Consider the following 25,527-nt stretch of genomic DNA (forward strand, 5'->3'; position numbering starts at 1 on the left):
CTCCGTATCAGAACGGGGACTGGCCGCGCCGCAGATTGATGGGATCGTGCTTGTAGCCGGCCGCCTCGCGAAGCTTGCGGGCCGCGATCGCGATCTCGCGCTTCTGGCGCCGCAGCGTCATGAGGTCGTGCAGATCGTTCGACACCGCGTCGGCGATGATCGCCAGAATGTCCGGGACCAACGGGCCGAGCGACTGCGAGACGAACAGGTGGTCGTCCCGCAGCGAGAAGACGTAGTGGAAGCCGTAGAAGGCCATGAAGTCGCGCAGATCCGACAGCCGGCTCTCGCGCAGACACTCGACCTGCACGTAGCACTCGTTGGACGACAGGAGGGACGTCATCCCGTCCAGGGCGTTCAGCTCGTGCCCCTCGACGTCGATCTTGATGGCGATCCGCCGGCCGGACGCCTTGACGAGTTCGTCGACCTTGCGCGCCTCGACGATGATCGTCTCGCCCTTGTCGGTCGGCTTGGCGATGGCGTTCACGCCTGACAGCGGATCGACGATGTTGAACTTCAGCTGGCTGTTGATGTTCGAAGCCGCGGCCTGATGCAGCGTGATCCGCCACGTGCCGTCCTGCAGGGCGGCGTTGCGCTTCAGGAGTTCGAACGAACCCGGTGCCGGCTCGATGGCGTGGACCTCGGTGACGGAAGGCACCCCCAGGCAGAAGACGGAATAGACGCCGATATTGGCGCCGACATCGACGATCACGCTGGCTTCCAGAAAGGCCGCCACGTCGAAGAAGGAGAAGATGGCGCTCGTCTCGTAATCGTAGGTCAGGTCGAGCCGGCGGCGGCACTCGCTCGCGAAGCGGCCGAAGATCGTATCGATATGCTGCACGTCCTGCCCTTTTCGTTCGACATCCGCCGCTCGGACGCTTCACGCTCGACGCGATTCGTCGCGCTCTTCGCGCCGCGTCTCACACCCGTCCCGGCCCGTCGGACGGGTCGGGTTTTCGTTGAGACAGCCGGACGCCGCATGTACAAGGCCCCCGTAGACCGGGCCAGCGAGGGCGAGTTGCCGTTAGCGACGAAGATTGCCACCACACTCGCCGGCCTTCTCACGGGCAGGATCTCCTGGCGCCGCCTTCCTGGGCTCGTACGTAGCGGCGCGCGTGCGCTCCGCAAGACGGTTTCCAGGCGAGGGGCACGCCCGGTGCTGGCCGAGGACCTCCAGCACCGGCACGAGAGGGCCGTCCATCGCTGGATCGCCGCCGACCCCGTGCGCCAGCAGGCAGTCTTCGTGCTCTATGCCGATATCGAGCTGAACATCGTCGACGGTTCCTCGGTCTGGCTGTCCTCCATGGCCTCCGTCCTGTGCGGGGAGGGACTCTGCATCCTGGTGTCGCGCTCGGCGGTGCGCAGCGACATCGTCCTGGCCAACGTCGCCGACAGGCAGAACCTGATCGTGCTCGAACCGGCGGCTCTCGGTCTCCGGGACGACGTGCTGACGGTCGAGGCGGGGATCGGCATCGTCCGCGCGCTGGACGCCCTGCTGCCGGACGTGCGCCGCGTCGTCGTGCGCGGTCTCGAAGCGGCCCATCTGCTGCTCGGCACGCGCCAGTTCCGCGAGCGCTCTGTCGTCTACCTGACGGACTTCTACAGCCACACGCCGGAGGGCGTCGTCTCCTCCGAGGAGCAGTCGAAGATGGTCGCGGTCTGCGCCGTCCAGGCCGGCCGGGTGCTGGTCCAGACCGAACGGATCGAGGAGCGGCTTCGGCAGATCGCCAACAGCGATTTCCGCACGCTGCGTTTTCCGCCCGTCGCGCCGGACACCGTGGCGGCGCGCCTGCCGTCCCCGGTTCCGTCGTCCGGCCTGTCCATCGGCTATGCGGGCAAGATCGCGCCGAACTGGGGGATCGAGGAGTTGCTCGACCTCGTGGAGACGATCCGAGCCGAGGGGGGCGCGATCGATCTCGAAATCGTCGCCAACAAGGTGAGCCGGGGGGCCGGAGCCGCGACCGCCAGGCGCATGGAGGCGATGGGCGTCACGCGCCACACCGATTACGACCGCGCACGCTCGATGGCGCTCATGGCGACGGTGGATTTCGTCTGGTGCTGGCGGCCGGCCTCCTTTGAGGAGGAGACGCTGGAGCTCTCGACCAAGCTCGTAGAGGGCGTCGCCTCCGGCTGGCGCTGCATCTGCTATCCATCCCGCACCAACCGCGCTCTTCTGGGCGACGACTATCCCTTCTTCGCGCAGACCATCGAGGAGGCGCGGGGCCTTCTGGCGCAGCCCGCCCGCGCGCTTCCCGAAGGTCTTGCCGCGCGCGTTCACGATGGCCACCGCCTCTCCACGGTCGCCGCGCGCTTCAGAAGCGACGTGCTGTCGGGCGAGCGGGCGGCGAAGCCGTTGCGGATCGTCTTCGCCGGTCACGACTACAAGTTCATCGACCCCTACATCTCCAGCCTGAAGGCGCGCGGACATGCCGTGCTGCGGGATCGCTGGCGGTGGGGCGACCCGGCGGACATGGAGCGCACGCGCAGGCTGCGCGAGGGCGCCGACATCGTCTTCTGCGAATGGGGGCTCGCCAATTCCGAATGGCACTCGGCCAATCGTCTGCCCGGCCAGCGGCTCTTCGTGCGCATGCATCTTCAGGAGGTCGATCAGAGGGCCCGCCGGTTCGGGGCCTCCATCGATATCGCCAGGGTAGAACGGGTCGTCTTCGTGCAGGAGGAGGTGCGCCAGGAAGCGTTGAGACTGTGGGGCTGGCCGGAGGAGAAGACCGTCGTCGTGCCCAATTTCGTGCTCGAGGACGAGTATCGGGCGCCCGTGGAGGATGCGCGGTCAGGCCTCGTCCTGGGGATGGTCGGGATCGTGCCGCAGCGCAAGCGGTTCGACCGCGCTCTTGACCTTCTGGAGAAGCTGCGGGCGGACGGTCACGAGGCGCGGCTCATGATCAAGGGACCTCGCCCGGAGACGCTCGACTTCATGCGCGCGCCGGGCCGGGCGGCCGAGCTGCAATACTACCGCGACCTCTATCGGCGGATCGAGGAGAGCCCGCTCCTGGCCGGCCACGTCTCCTTCGAGGGGTGGGGCAACGACGTCGCGCTCTGGTACAGGCAGGTCGACCACATCCTCTCGCCCAGCGACTTCGAATCCTTCCATTACGCGCTGGCCGACGGCGTGCTCTCGGGCTGCCAGCCGGTCGTCTGGCCCTGGAAGGGCGCCGGTTCGCTCTATCGCGACGATTGGGTGGTCGAGGATCTGAACGCGGCGGCCGGGCGGATCGTCGAATGGGCCGCGCTCGACCCCGAGGAGCGGCGCGCGCGGAGACGGGACAATAGAGGGACGGTCGTCTCCAAGTACGGGTCGAAAACGATCTTCTCGCGGCTCGACGACATACTTGGAGTGCAACCCTAGCGATTTAAGCGCGTCATGGCGTTTCTCGCAAAGGTCGCGCGCGCCGGTCGAGGCGACGTTGACCGGTCCTACCCCTCCCGCTAAGGCACGCCCGTGATCTTGACGGGCGTGGCGACGGGGGCAGGGCATTTCATGGACAACGAGACGGGTCTTCCGGACGTCCACGACCGCGTGGCCGAGGCCTATAGGGGAGACCTCGGCCCCAACTTCATGCGCAAGACGCAGGCGCGCATCCACTGGATCTGCCGGCGCGTTGCGGGCACGCGCATCCTCGACATCGGGGCGAGCCAGGGCATCACCGCCATCCTCCTCGCCCGCGAGGGCAAGCGGGTGGACGCCGTCGACTTCGATCCCAAGGCGATCGAGGCGGCGCGCCGCTACGTGGAGGGCGAAAGCGAGCTCGTTCGCGAGCGCATCCAGCTCACCGAGGCGGACGCGCTGACCCATCCGTTCGAGCCCGGCGCGTACGATACGGTCGTCCTGGGCGAGGTGCTGGAGCATCTCCTCCAGCCGCGCGCGATGGTCGAGGTGGCCGCCGCCGCGTTGCGCCCGGGTGGGCGGCTGGTGGTGACGTTGCCCTTCGGCGTGAACGACTTCTTCGATCACAAGAAGACCTACTACCTTCATTCCGCGGCCTCCCTGCTGCACGCCCATTTCGAGATCGACGAGATCGAGATCGTCGAGACCTGGATCGCGCTGACCGGCACCGTGCGGGCGGAGCCCGTCGAGACGGCGCCGGAGCTGAGCAGCGCGCTTCTGGAGCGCGCGGAAGCCGCGATCGAAGCCGCCGAGCGCAACTATCTTCAGCGGGTCCGCAGCCTCACGCAGCAGATCGAGAAGGCGAAGGAGAGCGCGCAGACCCTCCAGCGCGATCTGAGCCAGGCCCGCAAGAACGCGAGCACGGCAACGGAGGCTTCGAAGGCGAGCGCCGCCGATCTCGCGCGGCTGGAAGAGAGCTCGCAGACCCTCCGCTCCAAGGCCGAGCGTCTGGAAGGAGAACTCGAAGCCATCCGGGGCGAGGCGTCGGAGCTTAGGCTCAAGCTCGCCTTGAGCGAGCAGACCGTCGGCTTCGTGTCGGACCTCCTCAAGGGGCTCGAGACGGACCACCTTTCCGGTATCGCGCGGCCAGCCGGTTCTCCCGAAGGGGAGGACGAGACGCGCCCGATTGCGCTGCGCCTTCAGGATCTCGTTCTGGCTCTGCGCTTGTCACGGGACGAAGTGCGCAAGGCGCAGGAGCGGGCCGAGACGCTGGATGCTGCGCTGACCGAGCGCGATGCGCAGATGGCCGCCGCGCAGAAGCGTGAACGCGAGCTGGACGATGATCGGACCCGCCTGGAAGCCGAGCGCGCTGGCCTCGAAGAGAGGATCGCGAAGCTTACCGCACGTGCCTCATCGCTTGACGCGGGTTTGAACGCGGCGCTGGAGGATAAGAAGAGGACCGCAGCCCAACTCGACGAAGCTCGAAAGGCTGCTGCCGCTTCGAAAGATGAGAAGACGCGCGCGAACGCGGGGGAGGCGAAGCTGAAACAGCTGGAGACGAAGGTCTCTCAGCTCGAACGCGCTCGTAGGGAGGCGGTCATGGCCGCCGAAACCGAACGCGAATCCTCGCTTCGCCGCATCGCTTCCTTGGAAGCCGCAAACAGCCGCCTTGCCTTCGACAAGGAAAAGGCTCGCTCATCGCGCAGCTTCCGACTGGGCAACGCACTGGTCGTCTTCGCCAAGCGGCCCCGGATCTCGGGCATTCCGCAGCTCCTGCGTTCGCTCAAGGCGGCCACGCGGCCGGTCGTCCTGCCTCAGCTAGGGGCCACGGCGGCTGAGCGGCGAGCGCCCGCCGGCATGTTGCCGCAACAAGTGCCGGTTGCGAAGGTCGAGCAACGAGTTAAGCCGAAGATCATCCAACCGCTCGGGTCGCCGAAACCTCAGGAAAAGAAGGTCGCTGCACCGGCAACGCCGATCAAGCGCCGCCCACCCGTCGTGAGCCCTCCCGAGGATGCGATCCCCGAGGGAGATCGCGCGTTCCTGGAATCGAAGCCGCTTTCCGAAGTGCTGGCGGAGATCAACGCAATCGACGATGTCGAACTTCTCCGGGAGCGGTTCTGGACGGCACGCAAGAACGATCAGGTCACGGCGTATGCGGCCGCCTATTGCAGGTTCGGCGAGATAAGCGGGTCCAAGGACGGCCCGAAGGACGCTGAACTTTCGGAAATGAGGAAGAAGCTGCCCGACGAGATCGCGCTGCTTGACCTGATCCCGAAGGTTCCGAGCACCAGCGCTCTTACCACCGGCAACCCTTCTATCGCCTACTTCCTGCACAACTCGCTTCCCTACGCGTCTGGCGGCTACGCGACACGAGCCCATGGTCTCGCCCAAGGTCTCCGATCCCAAGGAGTGCAAATCGACCTTGTGACGCGTCCTGGTTTCCCACTCGATCAGAAGAAGGATATCGAAAGGGGAGAAGTACCGCTCACTTTCACGATCGATGAGGTTGAATATCGTCGCATCCTCGATCCAATGCGTGGAATTTACCGGAACGTCGAATATCTCAAGCGAGCTGCTGATGCAGTCGAGGACTACCTTCGGTCAGGCGGGTATTCCCTGGCTGTGGCTGCGTCGAATTACTACACAGGTCTTCCCGTTCTCATTGCAGCTCGTCGAGTGGGGATTCCCTTCATTTACGAGGTGCGGGGGTTCTGGGAAATTACCAGAGCTTCGCGTGAGCCGGCGTTCTCGAAAACGGTCGCTTACAAAGTTCAAGAGTACATGGAGGCTGAGGTCTGCCGGCGAGCCGACGCGGTGCTGACCCTAACCGCAGGAATGAAAGGTGAGCTCGGCTCGCGGGGAGTCGCCGACAGTCTGATTTCGCTACTACCGAATTCTTGTGACCCCTCTGCGTTTGAAGCGCGTCCGAAATCCCGTCGCTTGAAGGAGGCACTCGATATCCCAGAACAGGCGGTCGTCATTGGATACGTCGGTAGCTTCGTTCAGTATGAAGGTCTTGAGAACTTAGCGTCTGCGTGTGGCGTTCTGAAGCAGCGCGGGATCGAATTCCGGCTCCTCATCGTGGGAAATGAGAACGTTGTAGACGCATCTCTCGGCCCGATTGCAAAAGCGATCCTCGAAGAAGCGGAGACGAACGGCTTCGGCGACTGGTTGATCATGCCCGGCCGGGTGCCCCATGATGAGGTGCCCGAGTACTATTCGATCATCGACATCGCGCCTTTCCCGAGGAAGCCGCAGCCGGTGACCGAAATTGTCTCGCCCATGAAACCGCTCGAAGCGATGTGCATGGAGAAGGCGGTCGTCGTGTCGAGCGTCGGAGCGATGGCCGAGATGGTCGTCGATGGCCAAACGGGACTGATCTTCGAAAAGGGCAACATCGCCGACCTTGCCGACAAGCTTCAGATGCTGATCGACAATCCGAAGTTGAGGGCCAATCTCGGGACCTCCGCGCGGGTTTGGGTCGAGAAGAACCGAACTTGGTCGCAGACGGCATCGAAGATGCATGAGGTCATTTCGTCGGTGATGGCACGGGGCTGAAACGGCCGTCCTTCGCGAGAATCGCAGGCATCCTAGGGTTGTCGCCGGTGGGTTACGTTCGGAATCAACGTGAGGATCAGAGAATGACGTCCACACCGGAGTTCGAAATCCTTCCGGCTGATGCATTCAAGGACGAGGAGCCGGACAGCGCACGCGCATACTGGTCGTCCATCGATTTCGCCGGATATGAGAAGCCGAGAGTGTGGTCGGCTTTCATGGCAGAAAGGATAGCCCGGTTCGAGCCAGCTGCCGTCTTCGAGTTGGGATGCAACGCCGGCAAAAATCTCCGCTCCATCGAGGACAGGATTCCCGGCGTTTTCGTGTCCGGCCTGGACATCAATTCGAGAGCCGTCAGCTACGCGCGGAACCACGGAAGGCGGGCGGCGGTCGGTGACGAGCGTTGCCTCGATACCTATCCCGACCGCGCTTTCGACGTCTCGTTCACGGTCTCGGTTCTCGACCATCTGCCCGATGCCGGACCAACTCTTCGCAATTTGCTGCGAATGTCCGGTAAGGCGGTCCTGTTGATGGAGCCGTGGCTCGGCTACGAGGGAAAGGTCGTTCGGAACATCCATCCGGCAAGTGGTGAGATGATCGACACGACCCCTTACTCGTACTCCTGGGATTACGAGCGGATGCACAAGGAACTCGCCCCGGAATGGACGTTCTCGCGCGAGGCGTACTCATTGAAATCCAACCTGGGACGCTTCTACGAGGTTTTCACCTTCGTGCGTCCCTGACGTTCGGATTGCCTCTCGGTCCGGCTGGAGCAAGCCCAGTGGTCGCCGTTCGCCCGTCTACCCATACCGCCCGCCGGTCTCCACCGTTCCCGCGACCGAGCCCGGCAGGGCTGCCTCGTCGCCGGTGCCGGTGAAGACCAGTCCGTTCAGCGAGGCCACGTAGCGCTTGCCGGTGGCAGTGCCCGTGAAGGACGCGCCGAGGGCGCTGACCATCCCCAGCCGCTCGGCCTGGGCGAAGGCCCCCGAGAAGGCGCGCCCCGTCACGTCCGGCCGGGCCCCGGACACGCTGACGATCCCGCCCAGCAAGGCGCGCCAGTGGAAGGCGGCGTTGCCGAGCACGGTGTAGCTCGCGTTCTGCGCGTCGATCAGGCCGTTCACCTGCGCGAGCATGTGAGAGCCGCCGCCATTCACAGCGAAGCGCAGGCCCGACCCGAGATGGAGCTGGCCGCCGAGCGACGCGATCAGCGTGTTCCCGTTCGAGCGCAGCTCCAGGTCGCGCAAGCCGAGCACGGCGTTCCCCGTGACCATGACCGCCGCCGCGCCCGTCGTGCGGGCGACGATTGTGTTCTGAGGAGCCGCCGCATTGCCGGCCAGGGTGATCGTGCCCGCTCCGACGTGCGGGGACTGAACGAGGATGCTGCCGTTATAGACCCCGTCGCCAAGCTGGATCGTGACGTGGTGCGGGCCGAGATCGATCGTGCCGTAGACGCTGTCGAGGGCGTGCTGCACGCTTCGCCAGGCGCGCTCCGGCGTATCGGCGAGACCGTCATTGGCGTCGCTGCCGTCCGCCCGGACATGGTAGACGCGATCGGCGACGAGGCGTTCGCGCGAGGGCGCCGGGCGCGTGTTGGGCAGGCTCACGGCGCCCGTCGCCCCGGCGATCACGATGGCGTCCCGCCAGCTGCTCCCGTCGGCGCTGATCTTGATCCGGAAATCGTCGTCGCCCGCCATTCCCATTTCGGCGCGCCCGGAAAAGCCCGTTTGAAACAGGAGGCTCGCCGTCTCGTCCGATGCCGCCTTGTTGAGCTTGAGCTGGTGCCCGTGGCCATCGTGATTGAGGAGGGTCGCCGCGGAGGCGACGCTCAACCGGTTGACCTCGTCGGCGGATGCGTTCACGCCGAGCCTGTCCGGCGTCGCGGCGAGCGTGGCCGGCTGCCACAGACCGCCACGGAAGACGGCGAGGCTCATGCTCTTCTCGATCCAGGCGAGCCAACCCTGCGCGGGTCGCAGGAACGACCAGTCCCCGTCCTGAAAGGCGGCGATTGTCGCCTCCTGGCCGCCCCATGCACCCGTCGCGCCGGCGGGGACGATGTAGCGCTCGCCTTCCGCCGGATCGGAGGGCGGTTCCGTCCGGTCGGCCTCGTGCACGGAGAGCTGGACGAGGGCGTCGAGCCGGCGCAGCGCCTCGTTGTGCGTCACGTGCTTCTGAGCCTGTGCGGGCAGAATGTAGGGAAGGGAGAGGTTTGCCGTTTCGTCCATGTCGCGCGCTCCTGTTCGAGCGCAAGGATAGGCACGGCCGGAAACAGGGGGAAAAGTTTCCCGCCGCTCACGCTTTGTCGGCGACGGCCTCGTCGAGAACGTCGGCAAGATCACGTGCCAGCACGCGGAAGTCGTGGCGGGTCTCGACGAAGCGGCGGGCCGCGTCCCCCATCGCCTGCCGGGTCTCGCGCGGCATGCGCGACAGGCGCAGGATCGCCTGGGCCAGAGCCTCGGGCTTGCCGGGCTCGACCGAAAGTCCGCCGCCGCATTCGGCGATCGGATCGTTGGAGGATCGGCAGCTGAAGATCACCGGGCGGCCCGCGGCCATGTAGTCGTAGAGCTTGTTGGGGCTGATGCCGTATCTAAAGACCGGCGCGTCGATCAGGTTGAAGACGAAGGCGTCCGCCTCCGCTGCAAGGCGCCCCACCTGGCGCTTCGGAACGGCGGCCTCGAAGCACGTGTTCGCCAGCCCCATCTGCGCGGCCTTTCGCAGCAAGGCAGGCTTCTCGGGACCGCTGCCGATGAGCCGCAGACGGATGTGTCCACCGTCCGGCGACTGGCCGACGATGCGCATTGCATCGAGGAGGTTGGCAAGGCCGTTCGCCCCGCCATGCGCGCCGTAATACATCAGCGTGAAGGCGTCCGTGTCGGGCAGGGGGGCCGGCTCGTCGATCGCTGAGAGGTCGACCCCGTTCGGAATCCAGACCGGCGGCGGAACCGGAATCTTCCTGTCTTCGACGTAGCGCGAGATGTTCGGCCAGAGCATGATCGAGCGCTTGGCGGAAACGAAGAGGCGCCGCTCGAAGGCGCGCATCGTCCGCGCCGTGAATCCCCTGTCCGACAGGCGGCCCATGTCGACGAGCGCCTCGGGCCACAGATCGCGGATCTCGAAGACGAACGGCACGTTATGGCGACGCGCGAGGATCAGGCCGGCCATGGCGGCGGCCGGATGCGGGCTGGAGCCGATGATCACGTCGGGGCGGGGGAGCGGGGCGAGGGCACGGGGCGTCACGGCCCGGCGCGCATAGGCGAGCATGTTCCGGATGCGGTCGCTTCCGTTGCCCCAGTATTCGGGCGTTCTCAGCGCCAGGAACGGAATGCCGTCCACGATCTCCAGCCCCCGAGTCGGCCTCTGGCGTCCCGAGGGATGATCCGTGCTGGATGTGACGATCGAAGAAGACCAACCATAAGTAGAAAGATGGCGGGCTAAAGAATAATGGCGGACAAGGCCGCCAGATTGGGTCGGGCGCTGCGCATAGTGATTAAGTATCCACACATGCTTCATTTTCGGCTCAATCTTGGTACCGCTCGGCCCCTGAGCGCGCGTTGCCGCAAAGAGAGACATCGATTCTTGCTTGATCGTAATTTATCGCTTACGTGAAACCCGCAATTGAGGCGATACGAAATCAACGGCTCCGCCGCCACCCCTCTGTCCATCTTTCGACACGATGTGTCGCCAGCGGCCTGGATGGACAGGATCGAAATCAAGAGACCGGCATGAACGGACGAACCCGCAGCATTCTCGCGGTCATGGGCACGCGCCCCGAAGCGATCAAGATGGCTCCTCTCATCAAGGCGCTGCTGTCCGACGACCGCTTCACGGTCCATGTCTGCGTCACCGCGCAGCACCGCCAGATGCTCGATCAGGTGCTGAATCTCTTCGGCATCGTTCCCGATTTCGACCTCGACATCATGCGTCCGGGCCAGAGCCTCTCGGGCATCACCGGCGCGATTCTCTCCGGCATGGGGGACGTTCTGGCGCAAGCGAAGCCGGACATGGTGCTGGTCCATGGCGATACGACGACCACCTTCGCCGCTTCTCTTGCCGCATACTATCACCGGATCGCCGTCGGACATGTCGAGGCCGGGCTGCGCACCGGCAATCTCTATTCGCCCTGGCCGGAAGAGGCCAACCGCAAGCTGACGGGCACCCTGGCCCGGCTCCACTTCGCGCCGACGCCGAAGGCCCGCGACAACCTTCTGAAGGACGGCGTCGAGCCCGATGCGATCCATGTGACCGGCAACACGGTCGTGGACGCGCTGCTCGATGTCGTGGAGCATGTCCGCACCGATGCGGCGCTCAAGGCGCGGTTCGCGGAGCAGTTCGGCTTCCTCGACCGCACGAAGCGTCTCGTTCTCGTGACCGGTCATCGGCGCGAGAGCTTCGGGGGCGGGTTCGAGCGCATCTGCGAGGGGCTGCGGCGGATCGTCGAGGATTTCGACGATGTCGAGGTCCTCTACCCCGTCCACCTCAATCCCAATGTCCGCGAACCGGTGAACCGCCTTCTCGCCGGGCGCGACCGGGTCCATCTCATCGAGCCGGTGGACTATCTGCCCTTCGTCTGGCTGATGGATCAGGCACACATCATCCTCACGGATTCGGGCGGCATCCAGGAAGAGGCGCCTTCTCTCGGCAAGCCGGTTCTCGTCATGCGGGACACGACCGAGCGGCCGGAGGCCGTTGAGGCCGGCACGGTGAAGCTCGTCGGTAGCGATGCCGACCGGATCGTCGCCGAAATGAGCGCTCTCCTGCGCGACGAGGACGCCTACCGCGCGATGAGCGTCGCGCACAACCCCTACGGCGACGGGGAGGCCTGCGCGCGCATCGTCTCCGCCCTCGCAGCATACGAGGTTCTACCCGCATGAAGTTTGACACGCTCTCGGTGATCGGGCTCGGTTATATCGGGCTTCCGACGGCCGCGGTCTTCGCGTCGCGGCGCAAGACGGTGATCGGCGTCGACGTCAATCCGAAGGCCGTCGCGGCGATCAATCGCGGCGAGATCCACATCGTCGAGCCGGACCTCGACATGCTGGTGCATGCGGCCGTCACCGAAGGGTGGCTGAGCGCGCGCGCGACGCCCGCACCGGCGGACGCCTTCCTCATCGCGGTGCCGACCCCCTTCCGCGACGGCTATCAGCCCGATCTCTCCTATATCGAGGCGGCCGCCAAGGCGATCGCTCCGGTTCTGGTCGCGGGCAATCTGGTCATTCTGGAATCGACGTCCCCCGTCGGGGCCACCGAGGACATGGCCCGTTGGCTCGCGGAAGCGCGGCCGGACCTGACCTTCCCGCAGGACGCCGGCGAGCAGTCCGACATCCGCATCGCGCATTGTCCGGAGCGGGTTCTGCCCGGCAAAGTGCTGCGCGAACTCGTCGAGAACGACCGCATCATCGGCGGCATGACGCCGCGCTGTTCGCAGGCCGCGATCGATCTCTACCGGATCTTCGTCGAAGGCGAGTGCATCGTCACCGACGCCCGCACGGCCGAGATGTGCAAGCTGACGGAGAACAGCTTCCGAGACGTCAACATCGCCTTCGCGAACGAGCTGTCCCTGATCTGCGACCGTCTCGACATCGATGTCTGGGAACTGATCGAACTCGCCAACCGGCATCCGCGCGTCCAGATCCTGCAGCCCGGACCGGGCGTCGGCGGGCACTGCATCGCGGTCGATCCCTGGTTCATCGTCGCCCGCACGCCGGACGTGGCCCGCATCGTTCGCACGGCGCGCGAGGTCAACGACGCCAAGCCGCAATGGGTGGTCGACAAGATCCGTCAGACGATCGGCACCTTCCTTCTGGACAACCCGACCCGCACCAGCGGCGACGTCCGCATCGCCTGTCTGGGGCTCACCTTCAAGCCCAACATCGACGATCTGCGCGAGAGCCCGGCGCTGGGCATCGCCGAGCAGCTCGGCCGGGAGTTCGGGGACCGTCTGGTTCTGGTCGAGCCGAATGTCGAGACCCTGCCGGAGGCCTTGGCCGACCGGCGTCTCGTTCAGCTCGACGAAGCCGTCGAGACCGCCGACATCTTCGTCCTGCTGGTCGCCCATGACGAGTTCGCGGGCCTTCGCGAAAGGATCGGCTCGGGCAAGGTGCTCTTCAGCGCCACCGCGACCCGCTGATCCATCGGCGCAGCGTCCGGCGTTTCGCGAGCGGCGGTGCCCGAGTTTATTGCAAGGGTGATCGGGGAGGACGACGATCTTCCCGGATCACCCTTGTTCGTTTCGGGATTGGGACTCACCTTGGCGGTCCGTCCCCGCCTCCAGCCTGCGATAGAGTTCGACGAGCGCGGGTGCCTGACTCTCCCAGGAGAGAAGCGGCGCGGCCGCGCGTGCGTTGCGGGCCAGTCGCTCCCGCTCGGCCGCGTCGAGGACCAGCCGCCGGAGGGCTGCGGCAAGCGCGCCTTCGTTGCCATCCGGCACGAGGAGCCCGAGTTCGTGCTCGGTGACGATCCTTCGGATTTCCGGAAGGTTCGAGGCGACGACCGGCAAACCGGCCATGACATACTCGAACAGCTTGTTTGAATCGGTCGTGAAGTGGTTGAGACACGTGTTCTCGATCGGCTGAACGCCGATGTCGGCCGATGCCGTGTAGACGGGCAGCCGCTCCAGCGGCACGGTCGGGACGAAGCGCACCCGATCGTCCAGAGCGAGCTCACGGGCTTTGTCCGCCAGGCTTTCGCTCAGCCGTCCCGAGCCGATGAAGACCAGATGGGCGTCGGGGACGCCGGCCATGGCCGCGAGCAGCGTTTCCAGCCCGCGCCCCTGCTGTAGCCCGCCCTGATAGACGATGACGGGCCAGTCGCGTCGCAAGCCGAGCTCCTCTCGCAAGAGGCCCGTCCGCTCCACGCTCGTGCGGGCGGGGCGGTTCTGCAGAACGAGCGGACGCGAAATGTCGTAGGCTCTCGCGAAGAAGGCGGCGCGCCGGTCGGTCGTCGTGATCGTCCCCGCGGCGCGCGGCATGAGCCGCCGCTCGATCGCGAAGACCAGGCCACGCAGCTTGCGATAACCCTCCCGGCCGGTGCTGATCTCGTGGGCGTCGTAGACGAGTTGCGCACGCGCCAGCCGAGCCGCGAGCCATCCGGTCGGAAGGGTGTTCACGTCATGGGCATGGACGATGTCGGGACGGCTTCGGACGATGCGTACCAGCATCATCGCATGGGTCCAGCTGCGCAGCACGGCACGCGTCAGGAGTGCGGCCCGACCGAGGCGCATGGGCTTGCCGGTTCGCTTCGCCGGCTTCTCGAAAAGGCGTCTGGGCGTGCGAACCACCTCCACGCCGTTCAGGATCGTCTCGCGGGTCTGCGTCTGGCCCGGGCTGTGCAGCGCGAACACCGTCACGGCGTGCCCGGCCGCCTGGAGGGTTTCGGCCTCCTTGCGAACCCGAGCGTCGTTGCGCAGGTCGTTCCATACGATCATGGCAACGCGCATGAAGTCTCCGTTTTCAGCGGCCGTGCCTCGGAGCGGCCGGGTGCGACGAGGCCTATGGGCGCCCTGCGTCCGAACGATGGCCTCTCGCAGTCCCGATCGCAGCCACAGCGGCTCAGACGGGCCGTTGAGAACAGACCACGACCGCAGGAAGGCAGTGAGGCGTCAGCCGATATCAAAAAGGGCGTCCCATGCGGTGCACGGAACGCCCTCGAAATCGTGGCGGGAAGGTCCCCGGAACCCTAGTTCAGGCGCCGGTCGACTTCCTCGATCGAACGCCGGATCATCGTCTCGTCCGCGGCGACGTTCTTTTCGGCGAAGATGCGGGCCGCGGCGTCCACCGCGATGTTGACCGCGGATGCCCGGACCTCGGCGATGGCGTCGCTTTCGGCCTGGGCGATCTTCAGCTCGGCCGTCTTGGTCCGCCGTGCGATGTAGTCTTCGCTCTTCGCACGGGCCTCGGCGGCGATCGCCTTCGCTTCACGCTCGGCGTTGGCGACGATCTCTCGCGCCTCGGCCTCGGCCTCGCGGCGGCGGCGCTGGTACTCCGCCAGCTGCTGCTTGGCCTCTTCCTTCAGCTCGCGCGCCTCTTCGAGCTCGTGCTTGATGCGGGCGGCGCGGTCGTCGAGAGCCCGGCCCGCCATCTTCGGCGCACCGAGATAGATGATGAGCGCGAAGAAGAGGACAAGGGCGACGAGGGCCCAGAAACTGGGATCCTCAAGCATGACGATCCTCCTTCGTGCTGGCGTTGTTCACCGCGGTGACGACGTCCTCGCGGGAGACCGAAAGGCCGGCGAGGGTCGAGACGATCGCCGTCGTGGTCTCTTCGGCGATGGCGTCCACGTCGGCGAGCGCCTTGGCCTTGATCTCGGCGATGCGCGTCTGCGCTTCGTCGAGACGCCGGTCGAGGGCCGCTTCGCTGGACTTGCGCTCGGCGTCCGCCTCGGCCCGGGCCGTGTCGCGGGCCTCCTGGGCGATCTTGTGGGAGCGCTCGCGCGCCTCGGCCAGATCCTGCTCGTACGCGGCCTGGGCCGCGTCGGCATCCGCCCGCATCCGCTCGGCCGCGTCGAGGTCGAGCGCGATCCGGTCGCGGCGGCCCTCGATGATCCCGGCCAGACGGGGCACCAGGACCTTCGACATCACGAGGTAGAGAACGCCGAAGGTAATCAGAAGCCAGAGGATCTGAGACGCGAAGAACTCAGGCTCCAACGGCGGAAAGCCACCGGTCGTCTCGTCGACGTGAATGGCCTCGGCGGTCGGGGGAGGGGGCGTGTCGGTGAGGTTCGGCGCTTCACCGTGCGTCGTCCCTACCTCAGTCTGCGCATGCGCGTCACGGACGAACATCTATCACTCCGGCAAGTGGACCGGCCGCCCGAATCATCCGGGCGGCCGGTGGCACGATCCTACGAACGTCGATTAGACGAAGAGGAGGAGGAGCGCGATCAGCAGCGAGAAGATGCCGAGCGCTTCGGTCACGGCGAAGCCGAAGACCAGACGGCCGAACTGGCCGTCGGCAGCCGACGGGTTGCGCAGCGCGCCCGTCAGAAAGCTCGAGAAGATGTTTCCGAGAGCGAGCGCCGTGCCGGCCATGCCGAAGCAGGCGAGACCCGCGCCAATGTAACGAGCAGCTTCCGCTTCCATGTCAAACTCCTTTGATGGGATCCGTGCGGGAGGGTGTCCGCGACCCCGAGGGCCGCGAAGGCGATTGTTACGTCAGTGGTGCGTGTGCACCGCGTCGTTCAGGTACATGCAGGTCAGGATCGCGAAGACGTAGGCCTGCAGGAAGGCGACCAGGAACTCGAAGGCCGTGAGCGCGACCGTCATGAACATCGGCAGGATCGCGCCGACGACGCCGACCGCACCGACGCCGCCCATCGAGACGATGAAGCCGGCGAAGACCTTCAGCGCGATGTGACCCGACAGAAGGTTCGCGAACAGACGAATCGAGAGCGAGATGGGACGCGAGAGGAACGAGATGACCTCGATCAGCGTCACGAAGGGCACGACCGCGGCGGGAACGCCCGAAGGGACGAAGACCCGGAACCAGGACAGGCCGTGCTTGTAGATGCCGTAGCCGACCACCACGCCGATCACGATCATCGCCAGGGCGAAGGTGACGATCAGATGGCTCGTGACGGTGAACCAGTACGGGTACATGCCCAGGAGGTTCGCCACGAGGACGAAGAGGAACAGCGAGAAGACGAGGGGGAAGAATCGCATCCCCTCCTGTCCGGTCGCGTCCCGGAGCATCTTGGCGATGAACTCGTAGAAGATCTCGGAGACGGACTGCGCGCCGCTCGGCACGAGACCGCGGCCACGCGTCGACCAGTAAAGGAAACCGGTCGTCACGGCGACGGTCGCCACCATGAACAGCGAAGAGTTGGTGAAGGACAGATCCAGTCCGCCGACCTGGATAGGGACGAGCCTGTTGATCTCGAACTGATAAAGCGGGTCGGCTGCCAAAAAACTCGTCCTCGATGATTGTCACCCCGCGAGGGCGCCACTCCCTTAGCGTCCCGAAACCGGCTTCGCAACACCCGATGGGGCAACAATTCAGGGCTTTGGGCCGCTTTCCTGAGAAGTGTTCGCTCCCCGGATCACGTTGCGCACGCCCGCGCCGAAACCGAGCAGCAGGAAGATGATGAGGCCGAAGGGACGCGTCCCGAGGAAGTGATCGATGCCGTAGCCGAGCAGGGCGCCGACCGCCACGCCGGCGACGAACTCGCTCGCGATCTTCAGCCCCTGCGCCATGCCCTGCATGCCGCTGCGCTTGGTGATTCCGTCCGCCTCTTCGGCCCGCTCGCGGGCACGACGCTCGTCGAGACGCTCCGCGAGGCGCGCGCGGCGTGATTCCCAGTCTTCGGGCGGGCGCGCGTCGGACATGGGCAGGCTTCCTACAGAAACGAAGTGGTGTCGGCCGCCTCTAGCGTCAGTTCCAGCCGCCGCCGAAGGTGCGGTAGAAGATGTGAAGGCCGATCTTGTCGACGCGCTCCATGGCGCGGGCCCAGCGCGGCCGGACATAGGTCGCGTGATAATGCGTCGCGGAACCGACCTCCGGGAGCCAGATCTCGCCCTTGGTCACTTCGAGGGCGATGCGCTCGGCCTTCTCGTAGGCGCGGCGGTTTGTGATCCGGTCGGGAATGCCGTCGCAGGCGAAGGAGAACTGGCAGCGGTTCCGCATGTGCTGGTTCTGGTAGACGACGCCGCAGATCGTGTCCGGATAGGACGGCGCACGCACGCGGTTCAGAATCACCTGCGCCACGGCCTCCTGGCCGCGGGCGACCTCGCCGCGCGCCTCGAAATAGATGCCGGTGGCAAGGCAGGTCTGCTCTTCCTTCGAGAAGGCGGCGGCGGGCAGCGGCGTGGCGGCCCAGGCGTGGTCCTTCTCCCCCAGCGGCGGCACGAAACCCTCGTCGCGGCGCAGGATGTCGTTGAAGCGCGACGAGGCCGAAGGGCCGCTCGACGGGGCGAAGGCCATCTCGCTTCCCGTCGAATCGTCCGCGCTGGAACCCGGCCGGTCGGTCGGGCGAAGCGAGGCGGTCTGAACGCTCTCGGAGACGCCGAGCTTGGGGTCGTTCGAACGCAGGCTGGCCGCGATGGTCATGTTGGAGGCGAAGTTCTGCGGGCCGGCGAGGGCCGTGCGCATTTCGGCGTCGCCGTTCGCGAGGCCGGGCGTGAGGAGCGGGGCGCGCTCTCCGACCCGACCGGCGGCGAAGGACCGCAGGGCCTCGGTCGCGTCCGGCGCCACGCGCGGCGCGTAGACGCGCCCGCCGCGCTCCGCCATCTGGCTCGCCGGGCGGCTTTCCCAGACGGCACGAGCCTCTTCGAGGAGTGATTCAGCGAGAAGGGCGGCTTTCGCCTCCTCCACGAAGGCCGGGCGGCCGCTGTCGGAAAGCGATGTCGCCATCAGGGGCGTCAGGGTCAGCGCGAAAGCGGACAGAACAACAGTGCGCGCGCAGCCGCGCGCAATCGATCCAACGTCTCGCCGCACGAAGTCCCCCAATCGACCGTCCCTCATGCGATGTGCCCGCCCCATTCTATTAACAGGAGCACATCGTCGGGCATTAACCTTGTATCTTGGTTAACAACCCGGAAATGAGGCGATCTCCGGGCGTTTCGCGCCCGATCGCCGGATGGTTCCCTCAGTGTGCCCTTTTTTTCCTAGACGCGTACGGATTGGCCGGTTTGCGCAGATGGATGCGAATCGGCACGCCGGGAAGGGCGAAGTCCTGCCGCAGCCCGTTGACCAGATAGCGCGTGTAGGACGCTCCCAGCGCTTCGGGCCGGGTCGTCGAGATCACGAAAGTGGGCGGCCGGGTCTTCACCTGCGTCATGTACTTCACGTTCACGCGGCGCCCGGCGACGGCCGGGGGCGGGTGGTGCGAGACGGTCCGCTCCAGCCACTGGTTCAGCTTCGCGGTGGAGATTCGCCGGTTCCACGTCGCGTGGGTCTTGGCGATGGACTGCATCAGCCGGTCGAGCCCGGCGCCGGTCTCGCCGGAGATCGGCACGGCCTCGATGCCGCGCATCTGCGGCAGCAGCCGCTCCGTGCGCTCGCGCAGGTCCGCCAGGACGGCCTGCCGGTCCTCGATCATGTCCCATTTGTTGAAGGCGATGACCGGGGCGCGGCCCTCACGCTCGATGAGGTCGGCGATCTGCAGGTCCTGGCGCTCGAAGGGCACCGTCGCGTCGAGCACGACGACGACCACTTCGGCGAACTTGATGGCGCGCAGCGCATCGGCGACGGAGAGCTTCTCGAGCTTCTCCTGCACCTTCGCCTTGCGGCGCAGGCCCGCCGTGTCGAACATCTTCACGCGGCGGCCGCGCCATTCCCATTCGACGGAAATGGAATCGCGCGTGATGCCCGCTTCCGGTCCCGTCAGCAGCCGGTCCTGGCCGAGGAAACGGTTGACCAGCGTCGACTTGCCGGCGTTCGGACGCCCGACGATCGCGATGCGCAGCGGCTTGGTGTCGTCGTAGGTCTCGACGGGCTCGCCGTCCTCGTCCAGGACGACGTCGACGGCGGTCTCGGCGGGCTCGACCTCGTCCTCGAAGACGGCCTCGCCCAGAGCGCCGACGATCGCGTCGCGAAGGTCGCCCATGCCCTCGCCGTGCTCGGCCGAGATCGCGACCGGCTCGCCGAGCCCCAGCGCGAAGGCGTCGTAGAATCCTTCGTCGGACCCGCGCGCCTCAGCCTTGTTGGCGACGAGCACCACGGGGCGCCCGCGACGGCGCAGGAGCTCGCCGAAGACCGCGTCGTCGGCGGTGATGCCGATCTTGGAATCGACGACGAAGAGCGAGAGGTCGGCCGCGTCGATGGCGGCCTCCGTCTGCGCCTTCATCCGGCCTTCGAGACTGTCGGCGGACGCATCCTCCAGCCCGGCGGTGTCGATGACCGTGAAGGCGATGTCGAGAAGCGACGCTTCGCCTTCGCGGCGGTCGCGCGTGACGCCCGGCCGGTCGTCGACGAGCGCGAGCCGCTTGCCGACGAGACGGTTGAAGAGCGTGGACTTGCCGACATTCGGGCGGCCGATGATGGCGATGGTGGCCATGGGAGTGTTCGCCTTCGAGAAGGAGTGCGAGCGATCAGGAGGGCGGTGCGGCGCCGGGCGCGACGGGCGAGGGCTCGTTCGAGATGTCGGCCTCGCCCGCCGGGTCCTCGGCGGGCGCGGCTTCGTCAGCCGGCTCGTCCGCTTGCGGCAGATCCAGCTGCTCGGTCAGCGGCGTCGTCATCGCGGGGTCGGCGGTCGCCGGCTCGGCGGGAGCATCGACCGGGCCGGCCTCCGGCTCGGCCGGAGCCTCGACGAGGGGGTCCACCGCGCCCGGCACCGGCGCGATCGCCGCCGGCTCGGCCGGGTCCGGTTCGGCGGGCGTCGCACCCGGCTCCGGCAGCGTCGTGCCGGCGTCGATCAGGTCGAGCATCAGGCCGGCACGCTGGACGATGCCCGACGGCGCGCTCAGATCCTCGCTGATCTGCTGGAAGAAGGGGCGGGCCGCCTTGCCGTCGCCCGCGCGCCAAAGCGAGAGGCCGATGGCTTCGCGCGCCGGATGGCGCAGGGCGGACGCCTCGCTGGTCAGCCGCTCGACGCGTGCGCGCACGTCGTCGGGCGTCCCGTCGTCGACGAGAAGATAGGCCGCCCGCACGGCCGCGACGTCCCGCAGCGCCTGGGGCGCGGACGAGTTCGCGACCTCGTCGAGCGCCGCGACGGCGCCGGACCGGTCGCCGTCCGCCGCCAGGGTCGCGGCGATGCGCAGGCGCGCGAGGTGCGGATAGGCGCCGACGCCGTCCGAGGCGAGATCCTCGAAGGCGGCCACCGCGCCCTGCGTGTCGCCGGCGGAGGCGAGATCGACGGCCGCGAAATAGCGGTCGCCGTCGGCAGCCGCGCGCGCGGCCTGCTGCCGTTCCCACACGACGTAGGCGATGGTGGCGAGAATGACGAGGACGACACCGGCGATGACGAACTTGCCGAAGCGCTTCCACACGCCTTCCATGCGCTCGCGGCGCATCTGCTCGTTCACTTCGCGAATGAAGGTATCGTCGCTCATGGGCCGGCTACACCTGTGAATCGGTGCGCGACCGCATCTTTCAAACGGCGCGCTGTCTTGGACGTCACCGGCGTTCTAACGATTTTCGGGCGAAACGATAGGTCCCGGCCCCACGATGGGCGCCACGCGGCTCGTGCCCATGTCTGTGCTCGGCGAGGCGTCGTCCTCGAACGTCCGTCCGCTTCGAGGCGAGCGGGCGCTCTAAGCGGGCCCGCCTGCGGATCGCCGCAGGAAGGCCGGGCGGGGCGCCGATGTCGAGCACCCCGCCGCGGATCGTCAGAGCGCGGCTTCGATGCGCTCGGCGACCTCAGGCGAGACCCAGGCCTTCCAGACGTCCGGCTGGGTCTCCAGGAAGTGGAACGCCGCGTCCTCGCCGGTCGCCTGGTTCTCGTCCTTCCAGGCGAGCACGGCGTTCACGACGTCGTTCGGCCAGGCCCGGGTGTTCAGATACTCCGCCGCCTGCGGCGCGCGCTCGGCGATGCCCGGCGTCAGCAGGGTGTAGACCTCTCCGGGCGTCCAGGCATTGGGCTGCGGGTCGGCGCAGTCGGGCTGCGTGGTGCAGTTCTCCCATTCCGCCTGGTCGAAGGGCACGCCGAAGTCGAGCAGCTTCATCGGGTAGCGGCCGACGATGGGCGTCGGCGACCAGTAGTAGCCGAGCCAGCCGCGCTCGTTCTCGAAGGCGTTGGCGATCGAGCCGTCGAGCCCGGCCGACGAACCCGTGTCGACCAGGACGAAGCCGTTCTCCTCGCCGTCATAGGCGCGGAAATAGTTGCGCAGCATGATCTGGCAGCCCCAGCCCGCCGGGCAGTCGTAGACCGCGCCCTGGTCCGGGTTCTCCGGCGAGGGGAAGAGGTCCGGGCGCGCGAAGGCGTCGGCGACGGTCTGGATGTCGGGATTCGCGTCGGCGATGTACTGCGGAATCCAGAAGCCCTCCTGCGGGCCGTCCGACAGGACCATCGCGCCGTACTCGATCCGCCCCTCGGAAACGGCCGCGTCGATCTGCTCGCGGAACTGGTTCACGAACATCTCGGGCGCGACGTCCGGCTCGCCCCGCTCGGTCATGGAGGTGAAGGTCGGCATCGTGTCGCCGGGGACGAGCTGCGCGTCGCAGCCGAAACCGTTCTGAAGGATGAACTGGTCGATCGCCGCCATGGTCTCGGCCGAGGCCCAGTTCATCGAGGCGATGCGGATCGTGCCGCACTCGGCGGGCTGCGAATCCTGCGCGAAGGCGGCCCCCGTTCCGAGGGTCAGGACGGCGGTGGAAGCCAACAGAAGGGCACGCATGGGCCGGAATCTCCGAAGGGCGCGAAGCGCGCGGGGACAGGGTCGCTGCGAGGGTGGCGCAACGAGGAGCTGAATCATAGGGCGCAACCCATCCTCTGCGACCGCTCGCCGCAAACGCTTCTACAGAAGCGCCAGCTGCACTCCGGCTCCGCGCGGCGCGCGAAACAGGTCCGTGCGAAGCACCGAGCGGGTCTCGTTCAGGCCCAGGCGCCGGGCCGCGAGCTCGAAGCGCCGGCGGATCTGCATCGCGTAAGGCCCGCTGCCGCGCATGCGCTTTCCCCATTCCGCATCGTAGTCCTTGCCGTCCCGCATGGAGCGCAGGAGCGAGAGAACGTGGCGGTAGCGGTCCGGGAAATGCTGCAGCAGCCAGTCCTTGAAGATCGGCGAGACCTCCAGCGGAAGCCGCAGGAGAACGTAGCCCGCCTCCTTCGCCCCGGCCTCCTTCGCGCCCTCAAGAAGACGCTCGATCTCGCTGTCGGTCAGGCCCGGAATGATCGGCGCCGTCATCACCATGGTCGGAACGCCCGCGGCGCTGAGCGCCTTCACCGCCTCCAGCCGCTTGGCCGGCGTCGCCGCGCGCGGCTCCATCGTCCGGGCCAGCTTGCGATCGAGCGTCGTGACCGACAGCGCGACCTTCACCAGCCCCTTCGCGGCCATGCGCTCCAGAATGTCGATGTCGCGCAGCACGAGCGCCGACTTCGTGACGATGCCGACTGGATGGTTCGCCGCCTCCAGCACCTCCAGGATCCGGCGCATCAGCCGCCATTCCTTCTCGATCGGCTGATAGGGATCGGTGTTGGTCCCGATGGCGATCGTGCGGACCTCGTAGCCGGGCTTCGACAGTTCCGCCTCCAGAAGCTCCGGCGCGTCGGGCTTGGCGAAGAGCTTGGACTCGAAATCGAGGCCGGGCGAAAGCCCCATATAGGCGTGGCTCGGCCGCGCGAAGCAGTAGACGCAGCCGTGCTCGCATCCGCGATACGGGTTGATGGACCGGTCGAAGGAGATGTCGGGCGACGTGTTCCGCGTGACGATGGTGCGCGGCTTCTCGACCTGAACCTGCGTGCGGAAGGGCGGCAAATCCTCCAGGCTGTCCCACCCGTCGTCGAACGCGGTCCGGGCGAAGGGCTCGAAACGTCCCGAGGGATTGATCCCCGCGCCGCGGCCCCGGCGCCTCGTATCGCCGACGCGCACGCCCGAGCGGGCGACGAGTTGCGCCGCGATCTCCGATCCCGCGATTCGCGAGAAGGCCAGACGGTCGGCGGTCGTGATCTCCTGCATGGCTCGTTCACTCCGTGGTGTGAATACGAAGTTAATGCCGGAACGAGAACAATACAAGAACAAACCGCTTCGGGGCCACCGCTCTGGCGGTGCCGCCCGCGGCAGTCTATCAATGCCGACGATGATCACAGTCATGATCGAGATGCGCGACGACCGTGCGGCCGCCTTGCAGGCGACGCTCGCCTGTCTCGTGCCTGCGGCGGTGGACGGCCTGATCCGCGACGTCGTGGTCTTCGATCGCGGCATCGGCCCGAACGCCCGACGCATCGCGGACGACGCCGGATGCGTTCTTCGCGGCGCCCAGGAGGTCGGGGACGTTCTCCAGGGCGGGTCGAGCGAATGGCTCCTCTTGCTCGAAGCCGGCAGCACGCTGTCGAGAGGATGGATCGAGACGGCGACCATCCACCTGCGCACCGGCGGCGCGCGCGGCAGGGCGGCGCGCTTCGCCTCCGGCCCGCTCGATCGCTGGGGCCTGCCGGTCCTGGCGCGCGGCAAACGTCTGGAGCGCGGCGTACTGGCGCCGCGACGGGTCCTTTCGGAGCGCTACAGGATCGGGATGCGGCTCGGCGAGTTGGCCGCGACCGTATCGACGAGCGTTCTCAGCGCGCGCATCGCGCCGCCCTCGAGCCTGGAGCGCTGCTGATCAGGCCGAGCGGCCGCCGCGTCGCAGATGCTCGTCGAGGCGCGGCATGATCTCCACGAAATTGCAGGGCCGGTGGCGATAGTCGAGCTGCGGCTGCAGGACATGGTCCCAGCCGTCCCGGCAGGCGCCGGGAGAGCCGGGCAGGGCGAAGACGAAGGTCGCGTCGATCACCCCGGCGGTCGCGCGCGACTGGATGGTGGAGACGCCGATCTTGTCGAAGGAGATGCGGTGGAACACGGCCGAGAAGCCGTCCATCCGCTTCTGGAAGATCGGCTCCAGCGCCTCCGGGGTCACGTCCCGCCCGGTGAAGCCCGTTCCGCCCGTCGTCACCACCACGTCGATCGCGGGGTCGCGGCACCAGGCGAGCACGGTCTTGCGGATGGCCTCGATGTCGTCCGGCACGATCGCACGGTCCGCGAGCCTGTGGCCGGCAGCCTCCAGCCGCTCGACGAGCGTCTGCCCGGAGCGATCGTCTTCCATCGTCCGCGTGTCGGACACGGTGAGGACGGCGATCGAGAGCGGCACGAATTCGCGCTGCGTGTCGGTCATGCGGCATTCCTTGCGTTCGTCGACCCGAAGCTGCGCGTCGCCTCCACCCACCAATGCGGATGCGCGTCCTTCAGGGCGGCTGCCGCCGCCTTCGCATCCTCGGCCGATCCGAAGAGGCCGAAGACGGTCGCGCCGGAGCCCGACATGCGCGCGAGGAGCGCCCCGTCACCGCGCAGCGAGGCGAGGGCCTCGATCACGACGGGCGCAAGACTTTCAGCGGGTTCGGACAGATCGTTGCGGCAGGACTTCAGGAAGTCCGCGAGGGAGGAGAGCGTCGCGAAGCCCTGAGGCGGGACGGCGGGCGGCGGCGGATTGTCGGCCGTCCGCAGCCTCGCGAAGATGGCCGGCGTCGGCACCGCGATCCTCGGGTTCACCAGCACCATGTCGAGCGGCGGCATCGAAGCCAGCGGCTCGATCGCCTCGCCGATCCCGGTGATGCGCGAGGGCGCGCCGGTCAGGCACATCGGCACGTCGGCCCCGAGCCGGGCGGTGGCCTTCGCGAGCGGGAGCTGCAACGCGGGATAGGTCTCGCCGAGATGGCGCAGGAGGGCTGCCGCGTCCGCCGAGCCGCCTCCGATGCCCGCCGCCGACGGAAGGTTCTTCGTCAGCGCGATCGTCAGCGGAGGAGTGTCGATCCCGTGCTCGACTGCGACCTGCCGCGCGAGAGCCAGGGCGTGGACGACGATGTTGCCCGCCAGCGGAACGCCTTCGGCCATCGGCCCGTCGATCACGAGCCGGTCGGCGGCGGCGGGCGAGATCGCCAGTTCGTCGCCCAGCTCGGTGAAGACGACCAGCCCGTCGAGGAGATGGTAGCCGTCCTCGCGCTTTCCCACGACGTGCAGGGAAAGGTTGATCTTCGCCGGTGCGCGGACGCGTCGTGTCCCCGAGCCGCTTTCAGGCACG

General features: G+C 67.1%; 22 protein-coding genes. 6 read left to right on the forward strand and 16 right to left on the reverse strand.

The features are described 5' to 3' along the window. Nucleotides 1-7: 7 nt before the first annotated feature. Nucleotides 8-838: an FkbM family methyltransferase gene (locus AC6R2M_RS07690; RefSeq protein ID WP_500487069.1), complete on the reverse strand. Its 831-nt coding sequence runs from the start codon at nt 836-838 to the stop codon at nt 8-10. 315 nt (nt 839-1,153) lie between these two features. Between AC6R2M_RS07690 and AC6R2M_RS07695 the strand changes: the two genes are divergently transcribed. From AC6R2M_RS07695 to AC6R2M_RS07705, 3 genes are all read left to right on the forward strand, one after another. Continuing rightward, nucleotides 1,154-3,361, forward strand: a complete 2,208-nt coding sequence (locus AC6R2M_RS07695; RefSeq protein ID WP_500487071.1) for a glycosyltransferase family protein — start codon at nt 1,154-1,156, stop codon at nt 3,359-3,361. Between the two features lie 132 nt (nt 3,362-3,493). Beyond that, nucleotides 3,494-6,898, forward strand: coding sequence for a glycosyltransferase (locus tag AC6R2M_RS07700; RefSeq protein ID WP_500487073.1), 3,405 nt, complete (start codon nt 3,494-3,496; stop codon nt 6,896-6,898). An 83-nt stretch (nt 6,899-6,981) separates the two neighbouring features. Continuing rightward, nucleotides 6,982-7,638 (forward strand): class I SAM-dependent methyltransferase, encoded by a 657-nt coding sequence (locus AC6R2M_RS07705; RefSeq protein ID WP_500487075.1) that lies wholly within the window; start codon nt 6,982-6,984, stop codon nt 7,636-7,638. Nucleotides 7,639-7,695: 57 nt separating this feature from the next. Here the strand turns inward: AC6R2M_RS07705 and AC6R2M_RS07710 are convergent, their stop codons facing one another. Together AC6R2M_RS07710 and AC6R2M_RS07715 are read right to left on the reverse strand one after the other, a co-directional pair. Continuing rightward, nucleotides 7,696-9,117 (reverse strand): DUF2793 domain-containing protein, encoded by a 1,422-nt coding sequence (locus AC6R2M_RS07710; protein ID WP_500487077.1) that lies wholly within the window; start codon nt 9,115-9,117, stop codon nt 7,696-7,698. Between the two features lie 67 nt (nt 9,118-9,184). Continuing rightward, entirely contained in the window at nt 9,185-10,462 is a 1,278-nt protein-coding gene (locus AC6R2M_RS07715; protein ID WP_500487079.1) for a glycosyltransferase family 4 protein, read from the reverse strand. Between the two features lie 152 nt (nt 10,463-10,614). Here AC6R2M_RS07715 and wecB point away from each other — a divergent pair, with 152 nt between their 5' ends. Together wecB and wecC are read left to right on the forward strand one after the other, a co-directional pair. Further along, on the forward strand, nt 10,615-11,763 hold the full coding sequence (wecB, locus tag AC6R2M_RS07720) for a non-hydrolyzing UDP-N-acetylglucosamine 2-epimerase (protein WP_500487081.1): 1,149 nt from the start codon (nt 10,615-10,617) through the stop codon (nt 11,761-11,763). Continuing rightward, nucleotides 11,760-13,019 carry a UDP-N-acetyl-D-mannosamine dehydrogenase gene (gene wecC, locus AC6R2M_RS07725; protein ID WP_500487083.1) on the forward strand — a complete coding sequence of 420 codons (1,260 nt, stop codon included), beginning with the start codon at nt 11,760-11,762 and terminating at the stop codon, nt 13,017-13,019. Before wecB ends, wecC begins: the two co-directional genes overlap by 4 nt. Before the next feature lie 87 nt (nt 13,020-13,106). On the opposite strand, the gene AC6R2M_RS07730 is transcribed toward wecC, so the two are convergent. The 11 genes from AC6R2M_RS07730 to AC6R2M_RS07780 all read right to left on the reverse strand — a co-directional run bounded on the left by AC6R2M_RS07730 (nt 13,107) and on the right by AC6R2M_RS07780 (nt 23,432). Beyond that, nucleotides 13,107-14,327: a glycosyltransferase family 4 protein gene (locus AC6R2M_RS07730; protein ID WP_500487085.1), complete on the reverse strand. Its 1,221-nt coding sequence runs from the start codon at nt 14,325-14,327 to the stop codon at nt 13,107-13,109. 239 nt (nt 14,328-14,566) lie between these two features. Further along, nucleotides 14,567-15,049 (reverse strand): F0F1 ATP synthase subunit B family protein, encoded by a 483-nt coding sequence (locus AC6R2M_RS07735; protein WP_500487087.1) that lies wholly within the window; start codon nt 15,047-15,049, stop codon nt 14,567-14,569. Next, nucleotides 15,042-15,668, reverse strand: a complete 627-nt coding sequence (locus tag AC6R2M_RS07740; RefSeq protein WP_500487089.1) for a F0F1 ATP synthase subunit B — start codon at nt 15,666-15,668, stop codon at nt 15,042-15,044. The genes AC6R2M_RS07735 and AC6R2M_RS07740 overlap by 8 nt, the downstream gene beginning before the upstream one ends. Nucleotides 15,669-15,740: 72 nt before the next feature. Continuing rightward, a complete protein-coding gene (locus tag AC6R2M_RS07745) occupies nt 15,741-15,965 on the reverse strand; it encodes a F0F1 ATP synthase subunit C (protein ID WP_500487091.1) in 225 nt (74 codons plus the stop codon). A gap of 72 nt (nt 15,966-16,037) precedes the next feature. Continuing rightward, entirely contained in the window at nt 16,038-16,787 is a 750-nt protein-coding gene (locus tag AC6R2M_RS07750; RefSeq protein ID WP_500487093.1) for a F0F1 ATP synthase subunit A, read from the reverse strand. 90 nt (nt 16,788-16,877) lie between these two features. Further along, nucleotides 16,878-17,207 (reverse strand): AtpZ/AtpI family protein, encoded by a 330-nt coding sequence (locus AC6R2M_RS07755; protein WP_500487095.1) that lies wholly within the window; start codon nt 17,205-17,207, stop codon nt 16,878-16,880. Between the two features lie 46 nt (nt 17,208-17,253). Next, complete coding sequence (locus AC6R2M_RS07760) at nt 17,254-18,231, reverse strand: cell wall hydrolase (RefSeq protein WP_500487097.1); 978 nt, start codon at nt 18,229-18,231, stop codon at nt 17,254-17,256. A 235-nt stretch (nt 18,232-18,466) separates the two neighbouring features. Then, nucleotides 18,467-19,876 (reverse strand): ribosome biogenesis GTPase Der, encoded by a 1,410-nt coding sequence (gene der, locus AC6R2M_RS07765; RefSeq protein ID WP_500487099.1) that lies wholly within the window; start codon nt 19,874-19,876, stop codon nt 18,467-18,469. Between the two features lie 34 nt (nt 19,877-19,910). Next, nucleotides 19,911-20,870 (reverse strand): tetratricopeptide repeat protein, encoded by a 960-nt coding sequence (locus AC6R2M_RS07770; protein ID WP_500487101.1) that lies wholly within the window; start codon nt 20,868-20,870, stop codon nt 19,911-19,913. Nucleotides 20,871-21,146: 276 nt separating this feature from the next. After that, on the reverse strand, nt 21,147-22,154 hold the full coding sequence (locus AC6R2M_RS07775) for an ABC transporter substrate-binding protein (protein WP_500487103.1): 1,008 nt from the start codon (nt 22,152-22,154) through the stop codon (nt 21,147-21,149). Between the two features lie 120 nt (nt 22,155-22,274). Beyond that, nucleotides 22,275-23,432, reverse strand: a complete 1,158-nt coding sequence (locus tag AC6R2M_RS07780; RefSeq protein ID WP_500487105.1) for a PA0069 family radical SAM protein — start codon at nt 23,430-23,432, stop codon at nt 22,275-22,277. A gap of 121 nt (nt 23,433-23,553) precedes the next feature. Here AC6R2M_RS07780 and AC6R2M_RS07785 point away from each other — a divergent pair, with 121 nt between their 5' ends. Next, nucleotides 23,554-24,075 carry a hypothetical protein gene (locus AC6R2M_RS07785; RefSeq protein WP_500487107.1) on the forward strand — a complete coding sequence of 174 codons (522 nt, stop codon included), beginning with the start codon at nt 23,554-23,556 and terminating at the stop codon, nt 24,073-24,075. Here the strand turns inward: AC6R2M_RS07785 and moaB are convergent, their stop codons facing one another. Both moaB and AC6R2M_RS07795 read right to left on the reverse strand, forming a co-directional pair. Next, nucleotides 24,076-24,624, reverse strand: coding sequence for a molybdenum cofactor biosynthesis protein B (gene moaB, locus AC6R2M_RS07790; RefSeq protein WP_500487109.1), 549 nt, complete (start codon nt 24,622-24,624; stop codon nt 24,076-24,078). After that, nucleotides 24,621-25,526, reverse strand: a complete 906-nt coding sequence (locus tag AC6R2M_RS07795) for a 4-(cytidine 5'-diphospho)-2-C-methyl-D-erythritol kinase (RefSeq protein WP_500487110.1) — start codon at nt 25,524-25,526, stop codon at nt 24,621-24,623. Before AC6R2M_RS07795 ends, moaB begins: the two co-directional genes overlap by 4 nt. Nucleotide 25,527 lies beyond the last annotated feature (1 nt).

Source organism: Aureimonas sp. CAS (genome assembly GCF_059838215.1).